Source organism: Sandaracinaceae bacterium, from assembly GCA_016706685.1.
GTDB lineage: Bacteria > Myxococcota_A > Polyangia > Polyangiales > Houyiibacteriaceae > JADJJE01.
The window spans coordinates 238,483-257,857 of sequence record JADJJE010000002.1; the positions used below are offsets into that span (position 1 = coordinate 238,483).

The following is a 19,375-nucleotide window of genomic DNA, read 5'->3' on the forward strand; positions in this document are numbered from 1 at the left end:
GGCAGCCCGGAGGGTACGCCAAACGGCAGCGCGCGGGGCTGTGCTAGCGTCGCGCCCCGTGAGCATCCCGAAGCGACGCGGCCGGCCGGCCGGCACCGAGGCCCCCGCGCCGAGCGACGAGCACATGCTGCGCGCGGCGCTCGACGAGTTCGCCGAGAACGGCTTCGCGGGCACCAGCGTGCGCAAGCTCGCGCGCGATCTGGGCGTCAGCCACAACCTCATCCCGCAGCGCTTCGGCTCGAAAGAGCGGCTGTGGTACGCGGCCGTGGATCAGGGCTTCGGCGCGCTGGCCACCGACCTCTTCGCCAACCTCGAGGCGCTGCCCACGGACGACGTGGCGCGCCTGCGCGCCATGGTGGTGCGCTTCGTTACGCTGAACGCCAAGCGCCCCGCGCTGCTGCAGATCATCAGCCAGGAGGCCACCACGCCAGGGCCACGCCTCGACTACCTGTACGACCGCTACATCGACCCGGTGCGCGCGCTCAGCCAGACGGCACTCGACGCGCTGCACCGCAAGGGGCTCATCCGCACGCGCTCGGTCTCCCTCATGTACTTCCTCATGACGCACGGCGCGGGAGGGCCGCTGGCGCTGCCGGCGTTGGCGGCACGCTTCGGCGCGCGCGTGGACCCGAGCGACCCGGAGGCGGTGCACCGGCACGCGCTCGAGGCGGCTGACATCATCTTCGACGGCGTGGGCATCCCGCCTCCGAGCCCACCGACGTCGGCGCGCAAGACCAAGACACGCGCGCCTCGGGGTTAAATTGACAACTGTCATGTCAGTTGTCACCATGGGGCCATGAACCGCCGTGAACGCATCGTCGCCGAGGTCCGCACCGCTGTGGGCGTCCACGACCAGCCCGAGATCTACGGCGGGCCCGCCGGCGACCCTGGCCTGATTGGCCCGGGCAGCGTCTCGTGGGAGCTGCACGCCGACGTGGGCAGCGTGGCGGTGGCGGGGCTGGCGGCCATCGTGATGGAGATCCTGCACCCACTGGTCATGGCCGGCGTGCACGACCAGTCCGACTACGCGGTCAACACGGGCCGGCGCGCGCGCAACACGTTCGGCTACGTGATGATCACCACGTTCGGCAGCACGGCCGCGGCCACCCGCACCATCGAGCACGTGCGCCGCATGCACGAGCGCGTGAGCGGCACCGCTCCCGACGGGCGGCCGTATCGCGCCATGGATCCAGAGCTCATCGGGTGGGTCCACACCGCCATCCCGTGGGCCATCATGGAGGCCTTCCACCGCTACCACCGGCCGCTCACGCTCGCCGAGCGCAACCGCTACCTGCGCGAGCAGTCCCTCATCGGGAAGCTGGGGGGCGCGGGCGACATCCCGGTGACCATGGACGAGCTCGACGCGTACGTGACGCGCATGCGCCCGAAGCTGGCCGTCAACGAGCAGACCGTGGCGTTCATCGAGTTCCTCACCTCCTCGGGCAAGCGCCCGGGGGAGGCGGCCCCCGCAACCGAGCAGCTCTTCCGCCGGCTCTCGCTGCGCGGCTCGCTCGGGCTGTTTCCCACCTGGGCGCGCGAGCTGGTGGGCATGCGCCACGACGCCTGGGCGCAGCGCACGTTCTACGACCCGTTCATGCACGCGCAGTCGAAGCAGGTGCGCTGGGCGATGGGCAAGCCGGCCTACGCGCAGCTGGCCGAGGCCCGAGTGCGCGGCGTGAGCACGGAGAGCCCAGTCGCGCTCCACGCGCTGCCCTGAGCGCTACGGCAGCAGCGCTGCCAGCTGCGCCAACGTGACCCCCGTCACGCGCAGCCGCTTGCTGCGGCTGGTGTCGCCCTGCTCGATGACCACGTCGCGCTTCGCCACCCCCAGCGCCTTGGCCAAGAACGCCACCAGCGCCGCGTTGGCAGCGCCATCCACCGGAGGTGCGGTGAGCGCCACCTTGAGCGCGCCCTCGTGTACGCCCAGCACGGCGCTGCGGCTGGCGCGCGGGGCCACGCGCACGCTGAACACCACGGCGCCAGCGTCTTCGCGCGCGTCGAGCCCGCTCATGCGAGCGACGCTTCAAGCGCTGCGCGCATCACGTCTACCGGGGCCTCGCGGCCGGTCCAGCGCGTGAAGGCCAGCGCGCCCTGGTGCACCAGCATGCCCAGCCCGTCCACGCACACCAGGCCCCGTGCCTGCGCGCGCGCCATCACGCTGGTGATGCGCGGCTGATAGACAAGGTCCACCACGCGCGCGTGGTCGGGCAGCAGCTCGAGCGGCAGCGAGTCGGCAAAGGCTTGTGCGTCGGGCCGACCGTGCAGGGTGGCGCTCGTGGCTTGCACCAAGAGCGTGGTGCCGCGGTAGGCGTCGCGCAGAGCAGCCGTGTCGTCGTCCCCCAGCGCACGCAGGTGCCCGCCCACCACGGGGTTCAGCTCGCGCACCAGCACGTCGCACTGCTCCCGGCGGCGGGCCACCACCACCACCTCGGCAGCGCCCCGGCGGCACAGCCCCACGGCGGCTGCCCGCGCCGCGCCACCAGCACCCAACAGCAGCACGCGCGCGTGGTCGAGCGGCACGTTGGCTTCTTCGAGCGAGCGCACCAGCCCGGGGGCATCCGTGTTCTCGCCCAGCAGCGTTCCGTCGGGCTCGTGCACCAGCGTGTTCACCGCGCCGATGGCGCGCGCGTCCGGGTGCACCTGGTCCAGGAACGCCATGACGTGTTCTTTGTGCGGCAGGGTGACGTTCACGCCGCGCAGGCCCAGAGCCCGCACGCCGCGCACCGCGTCGCCCAGCCGCGCTGGGTCCACGGGGAAGGGGATGTAGGCCACGTTCAGGCCCAGCGCCCGCGCCGCCGCGTGGTGCATGACGGGCGAGCGCGAGTGCCGCACGGGCCAGCCGAAGATGCCCAGCAGCGTGGTGTCCGCGTCGATCATGAGTGCTCCTCTGGGCCCACGGGGGGCGCTCCGGCGGCCGCGTCGGAGGTGACCGCGCGCACCTCGGCCGAGATGCGGGCCTGCGCCACGCGCACCTCGATGGCATCCCCCACGCGCACGTCGCTGGCGGCACGCACGGCGCGGCCATCGGCCCGCAGCGCAATGGCGTATCCGCGCCCCAGCACCCGCAGCGGTGACAGCGCGTCCAGCGCGGCCACGTGTTGCCCGAGGGTGGCGCGCGCGTCGCGCAGCGCCCGCTCGGCGGCGGGGGCGAGCGTGTCCGTCACCCGCGCGAGGCTGCGGGTCTCGCTGGCCAAGCGCGCCTGCATGGCTCGCTGCAGCCCGGCCTCGAGCGCCTCGAACCCGCCTCGCTGCCGCGCCAGCATGCGCCGTGGGTCGTGCGGCAGCACGCGCGCTTCGAGCGCCGTGAGCTCGCGGCGCTGCTGCACGAGGGGCCGGCGCATGGCCTCTTCCAGCCGGCGCGTCAGCAGCCGCAGCGCGCGCTCGGCGCTCCCGAGGGCGCTGCGCGGGTCCCGCAGCCGCCGCTCGGCGCGCTCCAGCTTCAGCCGCTCACGGTCGAGCCGCATCTCGAGCGCGCGCGCCAGGCGGCGCTGCCAGGCGTCCACCTCGGCGCGCAGGGCGTCGCGCGCGGGCACCACGATCTCGGCGGCGTTCGAGGGCGTGGCCGCGCGCACGTCGGCCACCAACTCGGCCAGCGTGATGTCCGTCTCGTGCCCCACGCCCACCACGATGGGCACGCGGCACGCGGCCACGGCGCGCACCACCTGCTCGTCGTTGAAGGCCCACAGGTCTTCGGCCGAGCCACCCCCGCGCGTCAGGATGACCACGTCCAGCTCGGGCAGCGCCTGCACCCGCGCCAGCGCCTTGATGATGGAGGCCGGCGCCTCGGCTCCCTGCACGCGGCAGTCGGACAGCACGATGCGCACGGGGCAGCGCTCGCCCGACACGCGCAGCACGTCTTGGTACGCCGCGCTGCTGCCGCTGGTGACCACGCCCACCGTGCGCGGCAGGCGTGGCAGCGCACGCTTGCGGGCCGGGTCCATCAGCCCCTCGGCGGTCAGCTTGCGGCGCAGCAGCTCGAAGCGCGCGCGCAGGTCGCCGTCGCCTGCGGGCACCGCGGCACGCACGGTGAGCTGAAACGTCCCGCGCGGCTCGTAGAGCGTGAGCTGCCCCCGCACCCGCACGCGCTCGCCGTCGCGCAGGGTGGCCCGCGTGCGCTGCGCGTCGCTGCGGAACATCACGCACGCCACCTGCGCTGGGTCACGCTCGTCGCTCAGGTTGAAGTAGAGGTGCCCGGAGGGGGCCCGCTTGGCCTGCGTGATCTCGCCCTCTACCCACACGTCGCGGAAGCCGTCTTCGAGCGCGCCGCGCACCACGCGGTTCAGCTCGCTGACGCGCAGCACGCGAGGCTGTGTTGGGGAGCGGAGCGGCTCGACTGACATGCGCCCGGACTATCGCACGACGCGCCGCCTCGGGTAGCCCGCGCGTGCGTTCGCCCTTACGCTTGCGGAATGGAGTCCCCGACGAGCTGGGCGTTTCTGGCACTGAGCCTGGTGGCTGCCTGGTTCACCTACAACGCGCACCGCCCACCGCGCTGGCCCGCCACCTGGGCCACCATCTGCTTCTTCGCAGGGTGGATCACGGTGGAGCTCGCGGCGCACCACCTGCTCTGGCAGTTCGCGGCGGCCTGTGGGTTCGCGTACGCGGGGGCCCTCGACGCATGGCCCGGCTGGCTCGCGCTCTTGATCTGCATGGCGTCTTGGGCTTCGCTCCTGAGGCTGCACACGCGCGGACAGCTCGCGGCCGACGCCGCGCATGGCGCCGTGCAGGGCACGCTCTCCAAGTACGAGCAGGGGGGCGAGGCGCTGGCCCTCACGCTGGACCCCGAGGCGGGCCTGCCCACGCTCAAGCCGGTGCATCTTCGCCACTACGCGCTGCCGTTCCGCATGAAGCAGCGCCGCGTCACCGTGGTGCGCAACCAGCCCTTCGCCGAGGTGGGTGGGCGCACGCTGCGCGCGGACATCTATCACCGCGAGGACAAGCCCAGCAACGCGCCCGTGCTGGTGTTCGTTCACGGCGGCGGCTGGATCCTGGGCTTCAAGGAGTTCCAGGCGCTGCCCATGCTCAACCGCATGGCGGCCGAGGGCTGGGTCTGCATCAGCATCGACTACCGGCTGAGCCCGAAGGCCACCTTCCCCGACCACATCGCGGACGTGAACCGCGGCATCGTGTGGGCCAAGGCGCACGCGCACCAATGGGGGGGCGACCCCTCGTTCGTGGCCATCAGCGGCAACTCGGCGGGCGGCCACCTGGCCGCGCTGGCTGCCCTCACCTGGGACGAGCCCGGCTTCAAGCCCGGCTTCGAGGGCGCCGACACGCGGGTGCAGGCGGCGGTCACCTTCTACGGTGTCTACGACCTCACCAACCGATACGGGCATTGGCCACACCGCGGTATCGAGGGCCTGGTGGAGCAGCTGGTGATGAAGGTCCGCCGCGTGGACGACCCCGAGCGCTTCGAGGCCGCGTCGCCCATCGCTCGGGTGCGGCGTGACGCCCCGCCCTGGCTGGTGGTGCATGGCACCCACGACTCGCTGGTGCCCGTGGAGGAGGGCCGCCGCTTCAGCACGGCACTGCGTGACGTGTCGTCTCAGCCGGTCTGCTACGCCGAGATCCCGGACGCACAGCACGCCTTCGAGATCTTCCGCTCGGTGCGGGGCCACCACACGCTGCGCGCCGTGCGGGACTTCCTCAACACCATCTACCAGCGGGAGCGCGGCGGGGCGCCCACGGGGGAAGGCGCTCAGCGCACCTTGGGAGAAACGCCGCTCTCGCCGGGCCTGAACGTGGCTTCCATGGTGTCGGCGCGGGCGCGCACCATGGCCGCCGACTCCGCGCTCTGAGACGCCATGCGGCGGATGCGGTCGTAGATGTTGCGCGCGCGCTCGGCGTGCGCCTCCGGGGCTGCCGCAGCATCCAGGTGGGCAAACAGCAACTGCGCGGTCTCGAGCCCGAGGTCCGTCTGAGGGTCCTCGCGCCGGGCGTGCTTGATCTGCGTCGTGTCCTCACGTGACATGCAGTGACAGAGATAGCCCCATCCGGTCGGCCTGTCCAGCTACATTGGAATGTGGACCGGGTTTTGTCCCCAAATACGGATAGTGAGGGCTGCGGCATGCCAGGGAGTCGTCGCGTAGACTCGCCTCCATGGCTCTCCGGACGCTCGTCTGGTTCCGCGGAAAAGACCTCCGCCTCAGTGACCACCTGCCGCTGGCGCGCGCGCTGCAGGGCGACGAGGTAATCCCGCTGTTCGTGCTGGACCCCTTCTTCTTCTCACCCGCGCGCGCGCGGGAGCTGCCTCACCGCATGCAGTTCCTGCTGGAGTCCATCGCCGTGCTGCAGGACGAGCTCGCCGCGCGCGGGTCGCAGCTGCTCGTGGTGCCGGGGAAGAGCGTGGAGGTCATCCCCGAGCTGGTGGCGCGCCTGCGGGTGGACCGCGTGGTGGCGCAGCGCTGGGTGGAGCCCTTCGCCCGCGAGCGTGACCGCCGCGTGCAGCAGGCGCTCGGCGACCGCTTCGAGCTGCTCCCGGGCGAGACGCTGCTGCCGCCCGGCACGCTGCGCACCGGGGCCGGCAAGCCCTACTCGGTGTTCAGCCAGTTCGCGCGGTCGTTCCGCCGCGAGGTGGAGGTGAGCGCACCACTCCGGGCTCCGAAGCAGCTGCCGCCCCTGCCGGACAAAGTATTGACCCAGGTGACTTGCGTGCAGGTGCCCACCCTCGAGCAGTTGGGCATCCGGTACAACGGCGCACTCCAGCCCGGTGGTGAGCGCGCAGCCAACCAGCGTTTGCGCGCGTTTCGACTCGGTGCAGCCCCCAGTTACCACCAGCAACGCGACCGTATGGACATCCCAGGCACCAGCCGACTCTCGGCCGACCTCCCAAGTTCGGCACGCTCTCGCCTCGCCAGGTCTGGTACGAGATCGAGCGCGCTCACCGCGGCACCGAAGCGTGCGACAAGTTCCTCAACGAGCTGATCTGGCGTGAGTTCTCACACAGCACGCTGTGGGACCGCCCGGCGCTCCTGAGCGAGCCCTTCCGCGCAGACTTCGTCGGCTTCCCGTGGCGCGCGCCCGAGCAAGCGCCGGATCTCTGGGAAACGTGGGTGAATGGGAAGACGGGGTACCCCATCGTGGACGCGGCGGCACGACAGCTGTTGCACGAGGGCTTCGTCCACAACCGCGCGCGCATGATCGCAGCGAGCTTCCTGACGAAGCATCTCTTGATCTCGTACCGTGCCGGCGAAGCGCACTACATGAAGTACCTCACGGACGGTGACTGGGCGCAGAACAACGCCGGCTGGCAGTGGTCGGCGGGCTGTGGCTGCGATGCGCAGCCCTACTTCCGTGTGTTCAACCCCACGCTGCAGGGCGAGCGCTTCGACCCCGAGGGCGACTACGTGCGGCGCTACGTGCCCGAGCTGGCCACGCTGCCCGCGCGCTTCATCCACGAGCCCGCAAAGGCGCCAGAGGCCGTGCTGCGCGCAGCGGGCGTGACGCTGGGTGAGACGTACCCGCTGCCCATCGTGGACCACGCGCTGGCGCGGGAGCGCTTCCTCGCGCTCGCCAAGCAGCACATGGCCAGAACGAAGGCGGGCACGCCCGGTGCCGAGGTGAAGGCGTGAGCACGATCGACTCCATGTCCCCCGATGGGCGCAAGCGCGTGCTGAGCGCGCGCGGCGTCACCAAGGTCTACCGCATGGGCGAGGTGGACGTGCACGCGCTCCGTGGCGTGGACTGGGACCTCCACGAGGGCGAGATGACCGTGCTGGTGGGCGCCAGTGGCTCCGGCAAGAGCACGCTGCTCAACATCATGGGCGGGCTCGACACCCCGACGGAGGGCGAGGTGCGCTATCGCGATCAGGACCTCAGCCGCGCCAACGCCAACGAGCTCACCCGCTTTCGCCGCCAGCACGTGGGCTTCGTCTTCCAGTTCTACAACCTGGTGGCCAGCCTGACCGCGCGCGAGAACGTGGAGCTGGTCACCGACTTGGTGGACGGCGCCATGAGCCCCGACGAGGCGCTCGAGCGCGTGGGCCTCAAGGGCCGCTCGGACCACTTCCCCGCGCAGCTCTCCGGCGGCGAGCAGCAGCGCGTGGCCATCGCGCGCGCCATCGCCAAGCGCCCCGACGTGCTGCTGTGCGACGAGCCCACGGGGGCGCTCGACTTTCACACGGGCGTCATGGTTCTCGAGGTGCTCACGCAGATCAACCGCGAGCTCGGCACCACCACCGCCATCATCACGCACAACGCGCCCGTGGCGAGCATCGCGGATCGCCGCATCGTGGTGGCCGACGGTCTGGTGGTGGCCAACGAGACGGGCTTCGAGAAGATGAAGCCGCAGGACCTCACATGGTGAGCGGCCGGTGCTGATCGGACCCCTGCACCGCAAGCTGCTGCGCGACCTGCGTGAGCTCAGCGGGCCCATCACCACCATCGCGGTCGTGGTCGCCTGCGGCGTCAGCGCGTTCCTGAGCCTGTCCGGGACGCATCGCGCTCTGGTGGACGCCCGTGCTCGCTACTACACCGCGCAGCGCATGGGCGACGTGTTCGCCACCGCCGAGCGCGCGCCCGAGAGCCTGGCCGCGCGCATCGCGGCGCTGCCGGGTGTGAGCCGTGTCCAGACCCGTGTGGTCACGGGCGTGCGCATCCCGATGCCCAGCTTGGAGAGCCCTGCCGACGGGCTCTTGGTGTCCATCCCGCGAGATGGCGTGGAGCGCCTGAGCGCCATCCGCATGGTCAGCGGGCGACGTCCGCTCTCGGGCCACGACGACGAGGTGGTGGTGCTGGAGGCGTTCGCCCTCGTTCATGGGCTCGAGCTGGGTGATCCGCTGCGCGTCGTGATCGAGGGCCAGGAGCGCACGCTGCGGGTGGTGGGCTTGGCCATGTCGCCCGAGTGGGTCTTCCCCGTGCAGCCGGGCAGCTTCGCGCCCGACAACGCGCGCTTCGCGGTGGTCTGGATGTCGCGGCCGGCGCTGGCAGCGCTGACGGACCAAGAGGGGGCCTTCAACGAGGTGGTGCTGGAGCTCCAGGCGCACGCGCAGGCGCCGGTGGTGATCGAGGCGCTCGACCAGATGCTCGAGCCCTATGGGGGCTGGGTGCCTACGGCCTCGACCGGCAGATCTCGGACTACTTCCTGTCCCAAGACCTCCAGCAGCTCGAGGGCATCGCCACCTTCGCGCCCGTGCTCTTCCTGGCGGTCGCCGCCTTCCTGCTCAACGTGGTGCTCGCGCGCATCGTGTCGTTGCAGCGCGGCGTGGTGGCCACGCTGAAGGCGCTGGGCTACACGGACGTCAGCATCGCGCTCCACTATCTCGAGCTGGTGGTGGTGATCGTCACGCTCGGCGCGACGCTCGGCCTGATCCTCGGCAAGTGGCTCGGGAACATGGTCACCAGCCTCTACCTCGGCTTCTATCACCTGCCCCACGTGGTCTTCAGTGTGCCCCTCGACACGGCCGCCGCGGCCATCGTCACCGCGCTGATCGCCGGTGTGGTGGGCGGCCTCGGCGCCGTGCGCAGCATCCTGAGCATGACCCCGGCCGAGGCGATGCGGCCGCCCACCCCCCCCGCGTACCATGGCGGGCGGCAGATGCCCCAGTGGCTGCGTCTGGTCATTTCCCCGTCGTTCCGCATGGTGACGCGCGAGCTCGTGCGGCAGCCCATCCGCACGCTATTGAGCGTCGTCGGCATCGCGATGTCCGTGGGGCTGCTGGTGCTCGGAGCGTCCATCACCGACTCGATGGAGGTCCTCATGGGCCAGCTGCTCCCCTCCACGCAGCGCGACGACCTCTCGGTCTCGCTGCGGTCGCCCGTGCCGCTCGCGTCGCTCTCGACCTTTCGCGCCATGGAAGGTGTCCAACGCGCCGAGGGGCTACGCGTCGTGCCTGCGCGCTTCGAGATGGGGGCGCGTCAGCGTACGGCGACGATCACCGGGTATGCCGAGGATCACGACCTGCGCGCGCTGCGCGACCTCACGGGACATCGCGAGTCCATCCCGGCGCAGGGCATGGTGCTGACCCAGATCCTGGGCGAGCGCCTGGGTGTCCGCGTGGGGGAGCACGTGCGCGTCGTCGTCCTCGACGGCGAGCGGCGCACCCTCTCCATCCCCGTCGCTGGCTTCGTCAATGAGCCCATGGGCATGGCGGGGCACATGGAGCTCTCTGCGCTGCATCGCCTGCTCGCGGAGCCGGAGAGCATCAATACGGTGTTGCTGGCAGTGGACCCGTTGGCTGCTGGCGAGGTGCAGGCGCGTGTGGACGACATGCCGATGGTGGGGTCGTCAGGCAACGTCAAGCGCTCCATCGCGCAGTTCGCCGAGCAGAGCGGGAAGTCGATGGACATCTTCGCTACCGTCATCTCGCTCTTCGCGGCGGCCATCACCATCGGCGTCGTCTACAACAACGCGCGCATCGCGCTGAACACCCGCCAGCGGGACCTCGCCTCCATGCGCATCCTGGGCTTCACGCAGCCCGAGATCAGCGCCGTGCTGCTGAGCGAGCTGACGTTGCAGGTGGTGCTCGCGCTGCCCTTCGGACTCTGGCTAGGGCGCCAGATGCTGCGCGGTATGATGGCGGGCATCGACCCCGAGGTGTACCGCATGCCCATCGTCATCCACTCGTCCAGCTACACCACGGCCGCGGTGGTCACGGTGCTCGCCTCGCTGGTGGCCGGATACATCGTTCGTCGCCGGCTCGACTCGCTCGATCTGATCGGCACGCTCAAGACAAGGGACTGAAGTATGAGTGAACGCGCAACGCTTCGACGCACCCTGCGCAACGGTGCTTACGTACTCCTGGTGGTGGTCGCCGGCGGCGCGCTCTATCTGGGCTCCCAGCCGAAACCCGAGCCCGTGGACACGGTGCGGATCGCGCGCGGGAGGTTGGCGGTGACCGTGGAGGACGACGGCCGCACGCGCGTCAGCGACCGCTACTCGCTCTCGGCGCCCATCTCCGGTTCGCTCGCGCGCATCACGCTCGAGCCCGGAGATCCCGTCACGGTGGAGACCGTGGTGGCCCACATCGGCGCCATGGAGGTGATGCTGATGGACCCGCGCACGCGGGCGCAGGCCGAAGCGAGCTTGGCAGCGGCGGTGGCCAGCCAGTCGCGCGTCCACGCCGAGGTCACGCGGGCCGAGACCGCGGCACAGTTCGCGCAGCAAGAGCAAGCGCGCCAAGAGGGACTGGCCACTGGCGGAGGGGCCCCGCGAGCGGTCGCCGATCGTGCGCGCTACGAGGCGCAGAGCGCGGCCGAGGCTCTTGCGAGCGCGCGCTTCGCCGCTCGCGTGGCCGATCACGAGGTGCGCGTGGTGCGCGCGTCGCTGAGCCGCGAGGGGAGCGAGACCGAGGTGCTGCCGCTGCTCGCGCCGGTGGATGGCGTGGTGCTGCGCGTCTTCGCGGAGAGCGCTGGCGTGGTGCAAGCCGGTCAGCCGCTCCTCGAGATCGGCGACCCGGCCAGCCTCGAGGTGGTGGTGGAGGTGTTGACGACCGAAGCCGTGGCCATCGAGGTGGGCGACCCGGTGGAGCTGGTGCGCTGGGGTGGCGGCGAGAGCCTGCACGGGCGCGTGCGCGTGAAGGAGCCCTCGGCGTTCACCACGCGCAGCGCGCTCGGCGTGGAAGAGCAGCGCGTCCGTGTGGTCATCGAGCTGCAGGACCCGCCCGAAGAGCGCGCGGGCCTGGCCGATGGCTATCGCGTGGAGGCGCGCATCGAGGTGGACGCCGTGGACGACGTGCTGCTCGTGCCGTCCAGTGCGCTGTTCCGTGATGGCGATGGCTGGGCCGTGTACGTCATGCGCGAGGGCGCCGCTCACAAGGTGGCGGTCGAGCTGGGCCTAGAGAACCCCGACCACGCCGAGGTACGCTCGGGCCTCAGCGAGGGCGACGACGTCATCGTGCATCCCGGCGACACCATTCGGGAGGGCGTGCTGGTGACGCCCCGCGAGTGAGTGGGTGAGCCCACGGGCCGCCGCACCTCAGGCGAAGAGCGCGTCGTAGCGCCGTTGCATCTCGGCCGGCGTCACCTCTTCGATGGAGTGGCCAATCATCCACTCGTGTCCGAAGGGGCACCGCACCGTGCCGGAGCGCTCGCCGTAGAACGCGTCCGTGGGCTCGCGCAGGAGCGTGGCACCGGCTTCCACGGCCTTCGCGATCATGGCGTCCGCGTCGTCCACGTGGAGGTGGATGGAGACCGTGGCACGCGCTGCGCCCGGGCTCTGGTCCGGGGCCAGATAGCCCATCTCCGGGAATGGGTCGCACAGCATCAGCACGGTGCCGCCGAAGTTCAGCTCGGCGTGGCCCACGCGGCCGCTGGGCTCCACCAGGCGGAAGTCCTCGCGGGCGGCGAAGACGCGGGTGTAGAAGGAGATCGCGTCGCTCGCGTTGCTGACGCGCATGTAGGGGTAGAGCGCTTGAGTGGACATGACGACCACTCTGCCGCGCCTGCGCTCAGGCGTCTTGAAGGAAATTGAACTCGGTGCGGCACGGTCATTGCTCCACACCGACGACATGCCCACCAACACGCATGGCCCCGTGCCACTCTGTGCCAGAGGTCGCTCGTGAACGCTTTTCGCTTTCCCTCCCGTACGTATGCCGCCCTGCTCGCCGCCCTGGGGCTCGGTGCTACGGGCTGCAGCTGCTTCGCCGCGGGAACGCGGGTCCGGGTCCCCGGAGGCACGCGGACCATCGAATCGCTGCGCGTCGGTGACGCCGTGCTCGCCTTCGACCCGGAACGCGGGGTCGTGGCCGAGCGCGTCCTCCAGACCTTTCATCACCGCGACCGGCCCCTGCTGCGTCTCGTCTCCGACCGAGGCGTGACGCATACGACCTCGGAGCACCCCTACTTCACGGAGCGCGCTGGCTTCGTGCCGGCCCTCGCCCTGTCCGAAGGCGCTCGCCTCCACGGCTTCGATGCCGGGCCGGTCGCGGTGGGAGAGGAGACGCGCGTCATCGCCATCGCTCCTCTCCTGTGGACAGCAGACGTCTGGAACCTCTCGATCAGCGGCCCGCAGACGTACTTCGCCGACGACCTCTTGGTCCACAACAAGAGCCCTCCTTGTCCGGATTGCAGCGACTACCCGGCACCCTGTGAGGGACACGACCGCGACGGTGACGGGGTCCCCTGGGAGCGCGACTGCGATGACTCGACGGTCATCGTCGGCGAGTGTGCGCCTACGCAAGAGCGCGCGTACGCGTGCATCTGGGACTATCAATCACTCTCGCGAGACGCAGGGACACACGATGTCGGAACCAGCGCGGCAGACGCCGGCGACGGCGGCACCACGGACGGCGGGCCTGACGATGGCGGCCCCGGTCACCCTGGACACGACGCTGGCGCTGATGGTGGATGAACCCCTGGGTGGTAGGGCGACTACCGTGAGTCGATCGGCACCCCAGTGAACTCGGGCGCCTCGCTCAACGGCAGGTGGAAGACCTGCTCGGGCTGCACCTTCTGGTACCGCGCAGGGGTGATGCCCGCGTGCTCGCGGAACTCGCGCGTGAGGTGCGCCTGGTCAGCGTAGCCCAGCGCGGCGGCCAGCGCGCCCAGGCCCTCGCGGCCGACTTCGCCCCGCTGGAACGCCTCGAGCGTGCGGCGAAAGCGGAGCACGCGGGTGAAGCGCTTGGGCGCGATGCCGGTGGCCTCCTCGAAGAGCGTGAGGAAGCGCCGGTGGCTGTAGCCGGACTCGGCCACCACCTCGCTCACGCTGGCCGCGTGGGGCGCCGAGAACCGCGCAAGGGCGTGGCGCACCGCCGGGTGCAGGGCCCGCTCGCGCAGCCGGCTCATTAGCAGCGCCTCGAACCGCTGCAGGCGCTGGGCCGCGCTCGGCAGCGCGCGTAGCTCGTCGCACCACGCCTGGGTGACACCTCCCAGCAGGTCATCGAGGGGCGTGTGCGTCTCGGCCAGCTGGCGCCCCGGTACGCCCAGCAGGGCCAGCGTGGCGCCGGCGCAGAGCTCCGCGCCCACCGTCTCTGCGTCGGCCACCTGCTTGATGTAGGCGCCCGAGCGCGGGCCCCCCACCACGCCGCTGCGGATGAGCTGCACCCCGGAAGCGCTCGTGGCGGGCAGCAGCTGCAGCGGAGGGCCCGACAGCCGCAGCACCACGTGCGCGAGGCCGCTCGGCAGCATGCGCTCCCAGCAGAGCGGACCGCTCTCGGCGCCGGCTGCCTCCCCGGGCTCGCTCGCCCACAGCAGGCGAACGAAGGGCCGGAGCACAGCGCCGGGCCCGCGGATGATCACGCGGCCAGGTGCTTCGCGTGGAAGGCCAGGTGCTCGCCGATGAACGTGGCGATGAAGTAGTAGCTGTGGTCGTAGCTCGCCTGCATGCGCAGCGTCAGCGGGTAGCCCGCGCGGTCACACGCGGCCTGCAGCCGCTCGGGCTGCAGCTGCGCGTCCAAGAACGAGTCGGCCGTGCCCTGGTCCACCAGCATGGGCAGCTGCTCGGTGGCGTTCTGCACCAGCTCGCACGTGTCCCACGCACGCCAGACCTCGCGGTCCGGTCCCAGGTAGGCGCCGAAAGCCTTGTGGCCCCAGGGCACCTGGGTGGGCGCCACGATGGGCGCAAAGGCCGACACGCTGCGGTACATGCCCGGGTTCTTGAGCGCCGCGATCAGCGCCCCGTGACCGCCCATGGAGTGCCCCATGATCGCCCGCCGTGGCGCCGTGGGGAAGTGCGCGTCCACCAGCGCGGGCAGCTCCAACGTCACGTAGTCGAACATGCGAAAGTGCTTCTGCCAGGGCTCCTGCGTGGCGTTCAGGTAGAAGCCCGCGCCCTGGCCGAGATCGTACGCCTCGTCGTCTGGCACCCCAGCACCCCGCGGGCTCGTGTCCGGCGTGACCAGGATGAGCCCCAGCTCCGCCGCGTAGCGCTGCGCGCCTGCTTTGGTGATGACGTTCTGCTCGGTGCAGGTGAGCCCGCTCAGGAAGTACACCACCGGGCACGGCCCCGCTGTGGCCTGCGGCGGCAAGTACACGCCCACGCGCGCGTCACCCCCGAGCGTGGTGGACGCGTGCTGCCAGACCTCTTGGGTGCCGCCGAAGTGGGCGTGTGTCTCGGTGCGTTCCATGCGCGTTCCTGCCTTCAGAAGTGGATGACCGTGCGGATGGACTTGCCTTCGTGCATCAGGTCGAAGGCTTCGTTGATCTTCTCGAGCGGCAACGTGTGGGTGATGAACGGGTCGAGGTCCAACTCGCCGCTCATGGCCTGCTCCACCATGCCGGGCAGCTCCGTGCGGCCGCGCACGCCGCCGAACGCCGTGCCGCGCCAGACGCGCCCCGTGACCAGCTGGAAGGGCCGCGTCTTGATCTCCTGGCCCGCGCCCGCCACGCCGATGATGACGCTCTCGCCCCAGCCCTTGTGGCAGCACTCGAGCGCGGCGCGCATGACGTCCACGTTGCCGATGCACTCGAAGCTGAAGTCCACGCCGCCGTCGGTCAGCTCCACGATGACCTCCTGGATGGGCTTGCTGTGGTCCTTCGGGTTGATGCAGTCGGTGGCGCCCAGCTGCTTGGCCAGCTCGAACTTCCCGGGGTTGGTGTCCACGGCCACGATGCGCCCCGCGTTCGCCTGCTTGGCACCCACCACCACCGCGAGCCCGATGCCGCCCAGGCCGAACACCGCCACGCTGTCGCCGGCCTTCACCTTCGCGGTGTTGTGCACCGCGCCGATGCCCGTGGTCACGCCACAGCCCAGGAGGCACACCTTCTCGAGCGGCGCGTTGTCGTGGATCTTGGCCAGCGAGACCTCGGCCACCACCGTGTACTCGCTGAACGTGCTGCAGCCCATGTAGTGGAAGATGGGCTTGCCCTGGTAGGAGAAGCGCGACGTGCCGTCCGGCATGAGGCCCTTGCCCTGTGTGGCGCGCACGGCCTGGCACAGGTTGGTCTTGCCCGACTTGCAGAACTTGCACTCGCGGCACTCGGCTGTGTAGAGCGGGATGACACGGTCGCCCTTCGCCAGGCTCGTGACGCCTTCGCCCACCTCCACCACGATGCCGCCGCCTTCGTGGCCCAGGATGGCGGGGAACAGGCCCTCCGGGTCGTCGCCGCTCAGCGTGAACGCGTCGGTGTGGCACACGCCGGTGTGGGTGATCTTGACCAGCACCTCCCCGCGCTGTGGCGGGGCCACGTCGATCTCGACGATCTCGAGGGGTTTTCCAGCGGCAAAGGCAACAGCGGCGCGACTCTTCATGCGGTCCTCGTGGGGGCGTTCAGGGGGGGTGGAGCGAGCCGCGAGGGTACTGCGTCGGGGCCTGGAAGGCACGCGTTGGTGCGTGCGCTCGAAACCGCCGATCGCGCGGATCCCGACCCATCAATTTGACGTGGCCGCGCCACGTTGCGCTACAGGGCCAGGACTTCGACGCGCTGGGGCAGGCGTCCGCCGAGGTGGCTCGCTTATTGCTCGAGGGCTCACGCAGGTGTGTGTGATGACCCTGGCCAACAACGAACCGACCTCCCCTCTGCCCGGTGTGCTCCTGTTGGGCGTGCTGCTCGCGCTCGCCGTGCCGGCGACGGCCCACGCGCAGCGCCGCGATGACGAGGCCCGGGCGCTCTACTCGGCCGGAGAGATCGCGTTCAGCGAGGGGCGCTACGAGTATGCGCTCGTGCACTTCCAGCGCGCCTACGAGCTGAGCCCGCGGCCGATCCTGCTCTTCAACATCGGCGCCTCGGCCGAGAGGCTCAGCCGCGACACGCTCGCGCTCGAGGCCTACGAGCAGTACCTGCAGGAGCTCCCGGACGCGCCGAACCGCCGGGTGGTGGCCGCGCGCATCGTGCTTCTGCGACAGGCGCTCTACGGGCAGCCTGAGCCCTCTCTCGAGACGGATGAGCCGACGGGCGCCGGGCCGTGGATCGTCGTGGGCGTGGGCGCCGCGGCCGTGGCGCTCGGCGCCGTGTTCACGGGGCTGGGCTTCGCCGACGCGGCGACGGTGCGCGACCTGCCGGACGGCACCCCTTGGGCCGCCGTGGCCGACGAATACGAGCGCGCTCCACGCCGGCAGATGGCGGGCTTCGCGCTGCTCGGGGTGGGCACCGTGGCGGTGGTCACGGGCGTGGTGCTCGCCATCAGGGGCAGCCGCAACTCACCGTCCGAGGCCCCCGCCTCGGACGCCACCCAGGTCACGGGCTGGGTCGACCAACACTCGGCAGGCGTCGTGGCCTCGGGGAGCTTCTGATGACTTTCGAAAACCTGATGCGTTCGGGTGCGCTCTTCGGGCTGCTTCCGCTCCTGCTGCCGCTCACGGCATGCCTGCCAGAGATCCCCGAGGGGCGCATCGCCTGTGCCGTGGACGACGACTGCCCGCGGGCGCTCACCTGCCGCTCGTCCCGCTGCTACTCGAGCTCCTCGACGCTGGATGCGGACGTCGTCGACACGGGGACGGCGGACATCGGTGTGTCGGACACGGGGGTGCTGGACACGGGGCTCGTCGACACGGGGACGTTGGACATGGGAGCGCTGGACACGGGGACGCTGGACACGGGGGTCGTTGGTCCCACCTTTCCGTGGACGAGCCAGTTCGGGACGAACGCCGATGACACCGTGTGTGCCGTCGTGTCGAGCGCGTCGGGCGACGTGGTCGTGGTGGGGTTGGTGGCCGACCGGCTCGCGGATGCCAGCCAGGGCTACGGTGACGCGGACGTCTACGTCCGCCGCTACACCAGCTCGGGCGCCATCTCCTGGACGCGTCAGTACGGCGGCTCCGGGCAGGATCACGCCACGGGCGCGGGGCTGGACGCGGCCGGCAACGTGTACGTCGCGTATCGCTCACCGCATGGGTCGGGAAACCCCACCGAGCATCTCGTGAAGCTCGGTCCCACGGGGGCCGAACTCTGGAGCCGGACGCTCGCCTTCGGTGACGACGAGGTCGTGATCAACGCCATCGCCGTGGACCCGAGTGGCAATGTGTACCTCGCGGGTGAGCTCAGCGGGGACAGCGCCACCGGTACTTCCGACGCCTTTGTGCGGAAGTACAGCACCTCGGGCACGGAGCTGTGGACTCGGCAGGTCACCACGAACTCCGACGGAGGCAGCCCCGAAGACTCGCGCGAGTACGCGAGCGCCGTCGCAGCGGACGCGAGCGGGAACGTCTACCTCGGCGGCAGCGCGGGCAAGTCGTTCGGCGGTGGACCCAGCACTGGTAGCGGTCCGCTCTTCCTCCGCATGCTCGACGCGAGCGGCGACGTCTCGTGGACGCGGCAGTTCGGGCCTTCATCGACCGACGAGTTCGAGGATACGCTGAGCGCGCTGGTGGTGAGCGCCGACGGCGCCACGCTGTACGCGGCAGGAACCGTCCGCGGCGCGTTGCCCTCGAACACCCACGCCGGTGGCGCCGACGGGTTCGTCCAGGCCTACCGCACGAATGGCGCGCGCTCGTGGGCACACCAATTCGGCGAGAACGACGATGACTTCGCGACGGGCGTCGCCCTCGGTGCGAACGGCGACGTGTACGTGGTCGGATTCACGAAGGCCGCGCTCCCGCCTGCCACGCACTTGGGCGGCACCGACGCGTTCGTGCGGCGCCTCACCCCGGCCTCCGGGGCGGCCATCTGGACACGCAGCTACGGCACCTCGGACGACGACACGGGGATGGGCGTGCACATCTCGGCGCTCGGGGCCCTGCTGCTCGGGGGGACCACCAAGGGGACGCTCCCGACGGAGACGAGCGCTGGCAACCAGGACGCGTTCGTGATGGCCCTGCCTCTCTGAGCGCGGTCGTCGCGTGCTCCCGGGCTCTATCAGGTTGATGGGTTGGCCACGCGCGCGCCTTGGCGGGTGGTACAGGCAAGCACCGCGGTGGTGGCTCGCAACTTGCTTCGGTGTGGCTCCATGAAGAACGCCGTCATGTGTATCGTTCCGAGCTGGGCCCAGGCCGAGCTCATCGTGGGCCAGCTGGCGAGCGCCGGCTTCGCTCGCCAAGACATCTCGGTGCTCTTCCCCGAGCCATCGGCCACCACCGAGTTCGCCGACGAGAACAGCACCAAGGCGCCCGAGGGCGCGCTGGCGGGCGCGAGCGCGGGCGGCATCGTGGGCGGGGCCTTCGGCTTCTTGGTGGGCCTGGGCGCGCTCTTCATCCCAGGCGCGGGGCCCTTCCTCGCCGCGGGGCCCATCTTGTCGGCGCTCAGCGGGGGTGCGGCCGGCGCCGCGGTGCTCGGCGTCGCGGGCGCGCTCATCGGCATGGGCGTCCCCGAGGACCAAGCCCAGAGCTACGAACAGCGGGTCGCCAGCGGACACCTGCTCATCTCGGTGCACACGGCGAACCGTGAAGAGCAGAAGCGCGCGGAGCGCATCTACGAGGCCGCCAGCGCCGAGCACATCGGCTCCAACGTGGATTCGCGCGTTTCGTCCCCCGATCAAGTCACGCGTATTGCCTCACAGTCTTGACGTCAGCTCGTTCTACCGCCATCGTAATCCTCTTGTGATCCCGTGCTGGGATCCGCTTGG

21 protein-coding genes are annotated in these 19,375 nt (G+C 70.8%); 13 read left to right on the forward strand and 8 right to left on the reverse strand.

Going from position 1 to position 19,375, the window contains the following annotated elements; all coding sequences use genetic code 11:
• Positions 1-58 precede the first annotated feature (58 nt).
• Together IPI43_04570 and IPI43_04575 are read left to right on the forward strand one after the other, a co-directional pair.
• Positions 59-760: a TetR/AcrR family transcriptional regulator gene (locus tag IPI43_04570; protein ID MBK7773400.1), complete on the forward strand. Its 702-nt coding sequence runs from the start codon at positions 59-61 to the stop codon at positions 758-760.
• A 36-nt stretch (positions 761-796) separates the two neighbouring features.
• Positions 797-1,717, forward strand: coding sequence for a DUF2236 domain-containing protein (locus tag IPI43_04575; protein MBK7773401.1), 921 nt, complete (start codon positions 797-799; stop codon positions 1,715-1,717).
• Between the two features lie 3 nt (positions 1,718-1,720).
• On the opposite strand, the gene IPI43_04580 is transcribed toward IPI43_04575, so the two are convergent.
• The 3 genes from IPI43_04580 to xseA are packed head-to-tail and all read right to left on the reverse strand — an operon-like array spanning position 1,721 to position 4,301.
• Entirely contained in the window at positions 1,721-2,011 is a 291-nt protein-coding gene (locus IPI43_04580; protein ID MBK7773402.1) for a YggU family protein, read from the reverse strand.
• Positions 2,008-2,877, reverse strand: a complete 870-nt coding sequence (locus tag IPI43_04585; GenBank protein ID MBK7773403.1) for a shikimate dehydrogenase — start codon at positions 2,875-2,877, stop codon at positions 2,008-2,010. The genes IPI43_04580 and IPI43_04585 overlap by 4 nt, the downstream gene beginning before the upstream one ends.
• The gene (xseA, locus tag IPI43_04590; protein MBK7773404.1) at positions 2,874-4,301 is read right to left on the reverse strand and encodes an exodeoxyribonuclease VII large subunit; all 1,428 of its coding nucleotides are present in this window, start codon (positions 4,299-4,301) and stop codon (positions 2,874-2,876) included. The genes IPI43_04585 and xseA overlap by 4 nt, the downstream gene beginning before the upstream one ends.
• A 108-nt stretch (positions 4,302-4,409) precedes the next feature.
• Here xseA and IPI43_04595 point away from each other — a divergent pair, with 108 nt between their 5' ends.
• Positions 4,410-5,798: an alpha/beta hydrolase gene (locus tag IPI43_04595; protein MBK7773405.1), complete on the forward strand. Its 1,389-nt coding sequence runs from the start codon at positions 4,410-4,412 to the stop codon at positions 5,796-5,798.
• Here IPI43_04595 and IPI43_04600 read toward each other — a convergent pair.
• Positions 5,699-5,971, reverse strand: a complete 273-nt coding sequence (locus IPI43_04600; protein MBK7773406.1) for a hypothetical protein — start codon at positions 5,969-5,971, stop codon at positions 5,699-5,701. The two genes, IPI43_04595 and IPI43_04600, sit on opposite strands and share 100 nt — an antisense overlap.
• 128 nt (positions 5,972-6,099) lie before the next feature.
• On the opposite strand from IPI43_04600, the gene IPI43_04605 reads away from it, so the two are divergent.
• From IPI43_04605 to IPI43_04630, 6 genes are read left to right on the forward strand one after another with little or no spacing between them, the layout of a single operon-like run.
• Entirely contained in the window at positions 6,100-6,924 is an 825-nt protein-coding gene (locus IPI43_04605; GenBank protein MBK7773407.1) for a deoxyribodipyrimidine photo-lyase, read from the forward strand.
• Positions 6,870-7,571, forward strand: coding sequence for an FAD-binding domain-containing protein (locus IPI43_04610; GenBank protein MBK7773408.1), 702 nt, complete (start codon positions 6,870-6,872; stop codon positions 7,569-7,571). The genes IPI43_04605 and IPI43_04610 overlap by 55 nt, the downstream gene beginning before the upstream one ends.
• 14 nt (positions 7,572-7,585) lie before the next feature.
• A complete protein-coding gene (locus IPI43_04615; GenBank protein ID MBK7773409.1) occupies positions 7,586-8,305 on the forward strand; it encodes an ABC transporter ATP-binding protein in 720 nt (239 codons plus the stop codon).
• A gap of 7 nt (positions 8,306-8,312) precedes the next feature.
• Positions 8,313-9,218: a hypothetical protein gene (locus IPI43_04620; GenBank protein MBK7773410.1), complete on the forward strand. Its 906-nt coding sequence runs from the start codon at positions 8,313-8,315 to the stop codon at positions 9,216-9,218.
• Positions 9,131-10,681 carry an FtsX-like permease family protein gene (locus IPI43_04625; GenBank protein ID MBK7773411.1) on the forward strand — a complete coding sequence of 517 codons (1,551 nt, stop codon included), beginning with the start codon at positions 9,131-9,133 and terminating at the stop codon, positions 10,679-10,681. The genes IPI43_04620 and IPI43_04625 overlap by 88 nt, the downstream gene beginning before the upstream one ends.
• A gap of 3 nt (positions 10,682-10,684) precedes the next feature.
• Positions 10,685-11,887 carry an efflux RND transporter periplasmic adaptor subunit gene (locus IPI43_04630; protein ID MBK7773412.1) on the forward strand — a complete coding sequence of 401 codons (1,203 nt, stop codon included), beginning with the start codon at positions 10,685-10,687 and terminating at the stop codon, positions 11,885-11,887.
• 27 nt (positions 11,888-11,914) lie between these two features.
• Here the strand turns inward: IPI43_04630 and IPI43_04635 are convergent, their stop codons facing one another.
• Positions 11,915-12,361: a VOC family protein gene (locus IPI43_04635; protein MBK7773413.1), complete on the reverse strand. Its 447-nt coding sequence runs from the start codon at positions 12,359-12,361 to the stop codon at positions 11,915-11,917.
• A gap of 135 nt (positions 12,362-12,496) precedes the next feature.
• On the opposite strand from IPI43_04635, the gene IPI43_04640 reads away from it, so the two are divergent.
• Complete coding sequence (locus IPI43_04640; GenBank protein ID MBK7773414.1) at positions 12,497-13,288, forward strand: Hint domain-containing protein; 792 nt, start codon at positions 12,497-12,499, stop codon at positions 13,286-13,288.
• A 20-nt stretch (positions 13,289-13,308) separates the two neighbouring features.
• Here IPI43_04640 and IPI43_04645 read toward each other — a convergent pair whose 3' ends face one another.
• From IPI43_04645 to IPI43_04655, 3 genes are read right to left on the reverse strand one after another with little or no spacing between them, the layout of a single operon-like run.
• On the reverse strand, positions 13,309-14,175 hold the full coding sequence (locus IPI43_04645) for a helix-turn-helix transcriptional regulator (GenBank protein ID MBK7773415.1): 867 nt from the start codon (positions 14,173-14,175) through the stop codon (positions 13,309-13,311).
• Positions 14,172-15,002: an S-formylglutathione hydrolase gene (fghA, locus tag IPI43_04650; protein MBK7773416.1), complete on the reverse strand. Its 831-nt coding sequence runs from the start codon at positions 15,000-15,002 to the stop codon at positions 14,172-14,174. The genes IPI43_04645 and fghA overlap by 4 nt, the downstream gene beginning before the upstream one ends.
• Before the next feature lie 14 nt (positions 15,003-15,016).
• Positions 15,017-16,126, reverse strand: coding sequence for an S-(hydroxymethyl)glutathione dehydrogenase/class III alcohol dehydrogenase (locus IPI43_04655; protein MBK7773417.1), 1,110 nt, complete (start codon positions 16,124-16,126; stop codon positions 15,017-15,019).
• Positions 16,127-16,361: 235 nt separating this feature from the next.
• On the opposite strand from IPI43_04655, the gene IPI43_04660 reads away from it, so the two are divergent.
• The 3 genes from IPI43_04660 to IPI43_04670 all read left to right on the forward strand — a co-directional run bounded on the left by IPI43_04660 (position 16,362) and on the right by IPI43_04670 (position 19,315).
• On the forward strand, positions 16,362-17,108 hold the full coding sequence (locus IPI43_04660) for a tetratricopeptide repeat protein (GenBank protein ID MBK7773418.1): 747 nt from the start codon (positions 16,362-16,364) through the stop codon (positions 17,106-17,108).
• Positions 17,108-18,640, forward strand: coding sequence for an SBBP repeat-containing protein (locus IPI43_04665; protein MBK7773419.1), 1,533 nt, complete (start codon positions 17,108-17,110; stop codon positions 18,638-18,640). Before IPI43_04660 ends, IPI43_04665 begins: the two co-directional genes overlap by 1 nt.
• A gap of 120 nt (positions 18,641-18,760) precedes the next feature.
• Positions 18,761-19,315, forward strand: a complete 555-nt coding sequence (locus IPI43_04670; GenBank protein ID MBK7773420.1) for a DUF3341 domain-containing protein — start codon at positions 18,761-18,763, stop codon at positions 19,313-19,315.
• Positions 19,316-19,375 lie beyond the last annotated feature (60 nt).